The organism is Staphylococcus simulans, assembly GCF_002994445.1.
Classification (GTDB): domain Bacteria; phylum Bacillota; class Bacilli; order Staphylococcales; family Staphylococcaceae; genus Staphylococcus; species Staphylococcus simulans_B.
The window spans coordinates 119,354-127,190 of the sequence record NZ_MRZJ01000006.1 but is presented as its reverse complement, the minus strand read 5'-3'; the positions used below and the strand labels follow the sequence as shown (position 1 = coordinate 127,190).

Sequence of the window (7,837 nt, the reverse complement as noted above, 5' to 3'; positions counted from 1 at the left end):
ATTTTTTAGCATTTCAATTCGTTAGGGTACTAATAAGAAATCAACTTCTGTTAGGTATCATAGCACAACCACTCGTTTAGTTATATGTGCATTTTGTACAAATATTTAAAAATCTCTGTCTACTCTTTGTGTTATTTTAACAATCGCTTGGGCTAAAGTAATAAGTATACACGATTACAATGAACTTGTGATGTGACAATTTAAAGGGAGTTGTTCATTATGGGGGATCAAATCAAAGACCCAAGATATGGTAAACCGTTTATCGGTCGTTCTGCCGCTGTCGCAAGTCCAAATGATATTGCGACAATTGTGGGACATAATATCTCGCTTAAAGGCGGCAATGCTATCGATACAATGGTCGCAGTCAATGCGGCACTGAGTGTTGTCTTTCCGCATATGACAGGTATCGGCGGAGATAGTTTCTGGCTGATTTACGACGCAGAAACAAAACAGCAATACGTGTTGAATGCGACAGGACACAGCGGGCAGCATGTCCAAGCTGAACTCTTTAAAGATGAAAATGAAATACCTAACCGCGGTGCACGTGCAGCTATTACAGTACCTGGTGCAGTCGACGGTTGGTACAAAGCGCATGAACGCTTCGGCAAATTACCTTTTAAAGATTGTTTAGCACCCGCCATCTATTATGCACGCGAAGGTTTTCCAGTAAGTACTTCATTAGCACGCTTTTCTGAATCCAAACTCAACACATTGCGTTCTTTCGAAGAAACTGCGAAAACTTTCTTAAAAGACAGCGTAGCGCCATACAGAATCGGTCAAATCATGAGAAATGAAAATATTGCTGATTTATTATCTGAAATTGCAAAACATGGCAGAGATGCATTTTATAAAGGAGAAATTCCTAAACGCATCGCGCAATCTATTCAAGCCCATGGCGGCTACCTTACTGCACAGGATTTTGAAAATTATGAAGCTGAATGGACACGTCCTATTTCTGTTCAATACAGAGACTACATCATTTCTTCACCACCGCCTAACTCAGAAGGCATTGCGACCTTGCAAGTGTTAGGCATGTTAAATAAATTCTCACCTGAAAAACTGCATCGCTCTCACGATGCCTTCATCGACATCTTTACCAGAGCGACTGAGCTGGCATTTATCGACCGCAACCACTATGTTTCAGACCCGGACTTCTATGAAGTGCCGACAGAAACATTACTCCAAGAAGATTATTTATATAATCGAGCTGAAAACATCTTTTACAATTATCCAACAACACCTGAAACATATATTAACGCTGACGGCGATACAACATTCAGTTGTGCTTGTGATGAAGTAGGCAACGTTGTCGGTGTCATCCAAAGTGTTTATTGGGAATGGGGCTCTGCTTTCGTTCCAGATGACATGGGCTTTGTAATGCAAAACAGAGGTACTTCTTTCTCATTAGATCAAGATGTTCGCAACTACTTAGAACCTAACAAACGACCAGCACACACATTAACGTGCACAATGGTTTCAAGAAATAATCGACCAGAAATCATTTTAGGTTCTATGGGCGGAGATGGTCAACCGCAAACACAAGCGATGCTAGTCTCACGCATTGTTGACCAAAAATATAATGTACAAAATGCAATCGACCGTCCAAGATGGCTGCTAGGCAGAACTTGGGGCGAGAAATCTAACGGATTGCGTGTAGAAGACCGCTTCGGCAGCGACATTATTGAAAAGCTTGAGCAAAAAGGACATCGACATGTCTCCTTTATCCATCCTTACAGTGACCTTGTTGGACACTCTCAGGCCATTCAAATCTTCAAAGATCATGTCGAAGCAGCCGCAGACCCTCGTGCATTAGGCTTAGCTTTAGGTTATTAACGGTCATGAGAAAAATTTTGAAAAGGAGTTTTTATGAATGACACAATTTAATCAAAACAGACCAGAACCAATCAGAGGCAATAAAGGAGCAACAGACAACGGACCAAGAAATATCGAAAGAGATTTACAAAACCCAGATATGATTGTACCTCCAGAAACAGACGGCGGTACGTTAGATAATATGAAATTCTCTTTTTCTGACGTTCATGTTCGATTAGAAGAAGGCGGTTGGTCTCGCGAAGTCACAAAACGCGAATTACCGATTTCTGAACCGATTGCTTCTGTCAATATGCGCTTAACACCAGGTGGTGTACGTGAACTGCATTGGCACAAAGAAGCAGAATGGGCCATTGTATTAAATGGTGCAGTCCGTGTCACATCAGTCGATCAAGACGGCAAAGTATGGATCGACATTGTACGTAAAAACGAATTATGGTACTTCCCTGCAGGCATCCCGCATTCATTAAAAGGTATGGAAGACGGCGCAGAATTCTTGCTTGTCTTTGATGATGGCGGCTTCTCAGAGAATAGTACTTTCTCTATTACAGACTGGTTCTCATCTACACCAAATGATGTTTTAGCGAAAAACTTCGGTGTACCGCCAGAATCATTTGAAGGTTTCCCTAAAGGCGAAACCTATATTTACCAAGGCGAGCAACCTTCTAAAGAGGAAGAAGAAAATATCTTAAAAGCAGTTGAACAAGTACCTAATCCATTTACGTTCAAACTAAAAGATGAAGTTGAACCTATCCAAACAAGCGGCGGTCAAGTATGGATTGCGGATTCTAACAACTTCAAAGCTTCAACAACTGTGACAGGTGCCTTAGTCGAGGTAGAACCAGGCGGCATGCGTGAAATGCATTGGCATCCTAACGCATCTGAATGGCAATTTTATATTCAAGGCCAAGCACGTATGACGGTCTTTGCCGCTGAAAGCCACGCACGTACATTTAACTATAGAGCTGGAGACGTGGGTTATGTACCATTTGCGATGGGACACTATGTTGAAAATATCGGGGATGAACCTTTAGTATTCCTAGAAATGTTCAAGAGCGACCACTTCGCAGATGTTTCATTAAATCAATGGATGGCAAATACACCAAAAGATTTACTCAAAGAACATCTTCCGCTGGATGATGACTTTATCAACAATCATTTATCACATGATAAACATCCAAACGTTAAACATGACGAACAATAAAGAATAAGCGTACCATCAATCGGCACGCTCATAGTAAAGGCAGAGCACACGCTCTGCCTTTTTTGATACATATGAATGAGAAATCTTATTATTGTTTACCATAGGTTTTGACTAAGCGACTCATTAATTCTGACGCTGACTCATCTTCACTGACTTTAAATAATTCATCTGGTCTTAAGTTAGGATCTTTGTCATTATGATCCTTCGGCGCAAAGCCTGAAGATAATGTCACTTGTTGGCCTGAATCAAATTGACATTCATAGACTTTCCCATCGTCTGTAAATAAGTATTTTGTGACGGGTTGGGTTAAATCAGCAACATTACGATACCCTTCAACATTAGATAAATCTTTCGCATTTTCATCAAAACCTGTGACACCTTTATTCGAATGATACATTACCACACCGACTAAATTATGACGTTCGAAAGCTTTAGGTCCCGGGTCGTTTTGATTGCTGACTTGCACCTCGCCTTTAGGTGTCATCGCATACCAGTCTCCTGTTGTAATTTCTCCCGCACCGAAGTAGCGGTTAGAAGCAGCTAACCCTTCTTGTTTGGCACGCTGATCTGCCCATTTCATGACTTCTGCTTTCATATTTTTCATATCTTTTTCAGATAATTTTTCTTTATTGATTTTGATAGCTTTAGAAGTTGAGGCAGCTTGAGTTTGCTCGGTCTGTGCTTTAGCATCACTTGTCTTTTTCTCTTGTTGGCCGCTGCACCCGGTTAAAACCAAACTTAAACTTGCGACTGCTGCTGTATATGTTAAAAATTTCTTCATTTTGTTGCCTCCTATGTATAAAGGTAGAGGACTCGTATATATACACGAGTCCATACCTTAGTTCAATTGCCTATGTGTGCCTATTTAGTTCCGCTTATTTTTTGGCAGTTTTTGAAATACCGAATTGGTCAATTAATTTAACTGTTCTTGGTTCGCCTTTGCTGATGTCGCCGCGTAATTGATAGATTTTCACAATCAATTTGTCGCCTTTCACTTCATAAACTGAGAAGTTTTGTGCTGATGAGTCACGGTTGTTCTCATGGCTTGTGTTGAACGCATCTGTTTTTTGAGGTTGTTCACCTACTGCGAATAAGTTGTTGTACTCTTGACGTTGTGCTTCTGTTAACCAGCTTAATTTCGGACGGATTTTTTTGATGTGGTCTAATGATTTGCTGTAGATATCATCATATGCTTTTGTACCACCTGTATTAGGTAATACATACACAGAACCTTTTGGATTATCGTAGTATGTTACACCGTCTTCACCTTTAACTTGTTTAGCGTCTTCGATTTTAGCGTTGACGAAACTGTTATTTGTAGAAGTATGTTGAAGCATCTTAGTTCTTGCTAATACGTGGTCATGACCTTGCAATACTAAGTCCACATCTAAATCATCGATTTCTTTTGTTAATTCAGCACGTAATTTCTTAATGTCTTCATCTTCTAAAGCGTGGTAAGACTTAGAGTACATTGGTTTATGCAAGTTCAAGATAACCCATTTAGATCCATTTTCGCGGGCTTTTTTGATATCTTGTTTAATCCATTCCATTTGTTTTTTTCCGATAGCTTTACCTTCAGGGTTGTCTGCGCCTTTTTTATTGTCATTAGTATTTGCGACAACCATGTGTGCACCATTGTAATCGAATGAATAGTATGAACCACCATTCACCGCATTGTTTTCTTTTGGTACGTTAACGTGACGGTTGAAACGATCTAATAACTTTTTATCTTTTTCATCGAATGCATATTCATCATGGTTACCGGCAGCTGCTGCTAATGGTAATGACATGAATGATGGACGAGATTGATCGTAGATATCATTCCACTCATCTTCGACTTGTGAGTTTTCTACGAAGTCGCCTGTATGCAATGCAAAGTTAGGGTTGCCGGCAGTTTTGATTGCTTCTGCGATTGTGTTCGCACCGAATTTTGCTTCGTTACGTACATGTTCGTTCCAGTAAGCATTTTGTGTATCCGTATATTGTACGAATTTGAACGGATCGCCTGCATTACCAGATGTTCTGAAAGTACCCACTTGGCTTTGTTTGCCTTTTTTGCTTCCTACTTTGTAGTAGTATGTTGTATTAGGTTTTAAACCTGTTGCTTGTGCTTTGTAGTTGTATTCTTTGACGTTTGTTAAAGAAGCTTTACCGTGTTGGTCGCCGCTTGTCCATTCTGGACCGCCGGCACCTTTATCAGTGTAGTAGCCTTTGACTTTTGGTTTGCCGTTTTCATCTTTAACTGTTTTGCCGTTATCATCTTTTTCAACATCTGCGAAAATGAAGTGGCCAGATTGGTCTCTTTCTATGTATTGAGAATCCACTTGTTCAGCTTTTGCTGTGAAAGTTTTAGCATCTTTCATATTTTTAGAAGTTGATACCCACACTTGTGCATCTTCTGCTTTATCAGTAGTGAACCAGTTGAAGCCCATTTGTGTTTTAGTGTCCCCATTAAAGTTAGTAATAATACGGTTGGGGCTGTTTTTCTTTGGAACTGGTGCAACTTTTGGTTTTTCTTTTAATAATTTAATACCGTTTTGTTGTTGAGCTTGAGGTTGTTGCTGCTGTTGCGCTTGTGGTGCTGCTTTACCGCTCGCATCTGCACTATTAGCTGTCCCAGTTGCTAATAAAAGCATTAAACTTGCCATACTTCCTGCTACAATTTTAGTCATCTTGATATTTTTCAATGCGCTACCTCCAAAATAGGTTGTTATTTAAAGGAAGTTCTAAAATTTTTTCATAAAATTAATAGACACCCTGACATCAGCCATCAACTGGCTCTCACTTCCTCTCAATTCAAATTGTAGCAACTCATCGTTAAGCTATTATTAAGATGGTGTTTGGATTGTAAATTTTATTTAAGCAAAATGATAATAAATAAGAAGTTGAACTATGCTCGCTGATACTGTATAGAAAATAATCATGTTTCTATGACATATTTGCAACCGTTTACATACAATTTTATGTAGTAATATCGCTATCAATATATCAAAACTATAAAAAAAGCACTCGCTTTCTAAAGCGAGTACTGATTTACGTTCTATTGTGTTTTAAAATCATGTAGCTTACCATTTTTAATGGTCGTACTTACATTCATTTCATTATCTAATACTACGATATCCGCATCTTTTCCTTTTTGAATACTGCCTTTTTGCTGATCAATACCTAAGGCGATGGCTTGGTTTAAACTTGAAACACGCCACATCTCTTCTAAAGATGCACCTGTAAAGTTGAGCATATTGCGTAAACCATCATTCATTTTTAAAATACTTCCGGCTAAAGCACCTGAAGCTAAACGAGCCTCAGAACCTTTCACAATGACATTTTGTCCGCCTAAATCATATTCTCCGTCACTCATACCTTTTGCGCGCATTGCATCAGTAATTAAATAGAAGCGCTGATTGCCTTTCATCGTATAGGCAATTTTGACAGCAGCTGGATGCGAATGAATACCATCTGCGATAAGTTCTGTATGAATACCGTCATTAGTCCATGCTGCACCGAATAAACCTGGATGGCGATGCTCAAACGGTGTACCTGCATTATAAAGATGTGTCGCATGTTTTGCGCCATGTTCCACCGCTTCATTCACTTCATCGAATGTTGCTACAGTATGTCCCATAGAAAAGATAATTTCATCTGATAACTTTTCTAACACTGCTTTTGCACCTTCCACTTCTGGTGCGAAAGTAATAATCTTAATATTGCCTTCTGCAGTATGTTGGAAATGTTCAATCGCTTCTGCTGAAGGACGTTGTACATACTTAGGATTTTGAGCGCCTACTTTATATTCTGAGATAAACGGCCCTTCTAAATGCACACCTGCAATTTCAGCCGCTTCTTCTTTATTCTGGCTGCTTTTATACTTCACAATATTAGTTAAAGCACGATCAATATTTTCTTTAGATTGTGTCATTGTAGTTGCTAAGTAAGAAGTTGTGCCTTCAGATAATAAAGACTCAGATAAATGTTTCAATCCATCATAAGATGCATCCATAGCATCTTCGCCGTAACCGCCATGAATATGAATATCAATGAATCCCGGCAAAACATGTCTGCCTGCCGCATCCACAACTTCTAAATCGCCCTTATATTCACCTTGACCGACTTCTGAAATCTTTCCTTCAGAAATCTTGACATAACCAGGATCTAAGACACCTTCTTCTGTATAAACCTTACCGTTTGCTACTACATATTCAACCATGTTTTATCCCTCTTTTATCATAATAGATATCATCAATATTTTATCACAAACCTCACCCTGCAATTTGAAAATTAATTTCAAAACGCAACAAAAAACAGAAGTCCTAAAAAGACCCCTGTGCTTTACTAGTGCTAAACTGTCTTGATTATAAAAGAAATGTTGAAAGGCAGTTAGAATTGACATAAAACCAATGATGACACCTACCATTAATTTCAAATCACTTTTCAAACCATCTATTTTACTATCAATCCTTTCAACTAATTTGTCATACTTTTATCTATCTTCTCGAATCTTTTATCTACCTTTTCATCGAGACGCTTGATTTCCCCGCTTACTTCTTTGAGGTTCTCATCTATTTTTTCGAACTTTTTATTAAATGTGTCATGGTCATTGTTTTGTTTTTCAATTAACCAGTCCATTCTTTCTGTCACAACCTGAATTTTGTTGTACTTTTGGTTCTCTTCCAGACGCTCTATTCTAATGGCAAGTTCAGAGATTTGCGGCTTTTGTCGATTGATTTGGTGTGATGCACTCATGTTGTTTTCTTCTTTATTCTATAATTTTGTGAAGTACCTGCAAATTTAGGGTTTGAGTTAATC

6 protein-coding genes are annotated in these 7,837 nt (G+C 38.9%); 2 read left to right on the top strand and 4 right to left on the bottom strand.

Annotated elements, in window-relative coordinates; all coding sequences use genetic code 11:
• Nucleotides 1-219 precede the first annotated feature (219 nt).
• Together ggt and C7N65_RS09220 are read left to right on the top strand one after the other, a co-directional pair.
• Nucleotides 220-1,833 (top strand): gamma-glutamyltransferase, encoded by a 1,614-nt coding sequence (gene ggt / locus C7N65_RS09225; protein WP_105994188.1) that lies wholly within the window; start codon nucleotides 220-222, stop codon nucleotides 1,831-1,833.
• 37 nt (nucleotides 1,834-1,870) lie between these two features.
• Nucleotides 1,871-3,034, top strand: a complete 1,164-nt coding sequence (locus tag C7N65_RS09220) for a cupin domain-containing protein (protein ID WP_105994187.1) — start codon at nucleotides 1,871-1,873, stop codon at nucleotides 3,032-3,034.
• Nucleotides 3,035-3,122: 88 nt separating this feature from the next.
• On the opposite strand, the gene C7N65_RS09215 is transcribed toward C7N65_RS09220, so the two are convergent.
• From C7N65_RS09215 to C7N65_RS09195, 4 genes are all read right to left on the bottom strand, one after another.
• Complete coding sequence (locus tag C7N65_RS09215; protein ID WP_105994186.1) at nucleotides 3,123-3,815, bottom strand: hypothetical protein; 693 nt, start codon at nucleotides 3,813-3,815, stop codon at nucleotides 3,123-3,125.
• A 94-nt stretch (nucleotides 3,816-3,909) separates the two neighbouring features.
• Entirely contained in the window at nucleotides 3,910-5,706 is a 1,797-nt protein-coding gene (locus C7N65_RS09210; protein ID WP_105994192.1) for a metallophosphoesterase, read from the bottom strand.
• Between the two features lie 368 nt (nucleotides 5,707-6,074).
• Nucleotides 6,075-7,238: an N-acetylglucosamine-6-phosphate deacetylase gene (gene nagA, locus C7N65_RS09205; RefSeq protein WP_105994185.1), complete on the bottom strand. Its 1,164-nt coding sequence runs from the start codon at nucleotides 7,236-7,238 to the stop codon at nucleotides 6,075-6,077.
• 257 nt (nucleotides 7,239-7,495) lie between these two features.
• Entirely contained in the window at nucleotides 7,496-7,774 is a 279-nt protein-coding gene (locus C7N65_RS09195; RefSeq protein WP_105994183.1) for a hypothetical protein, read from the bottom strand.
• Nucleotides 7,775-7,837: the final 63 nt, after the last annotated feature.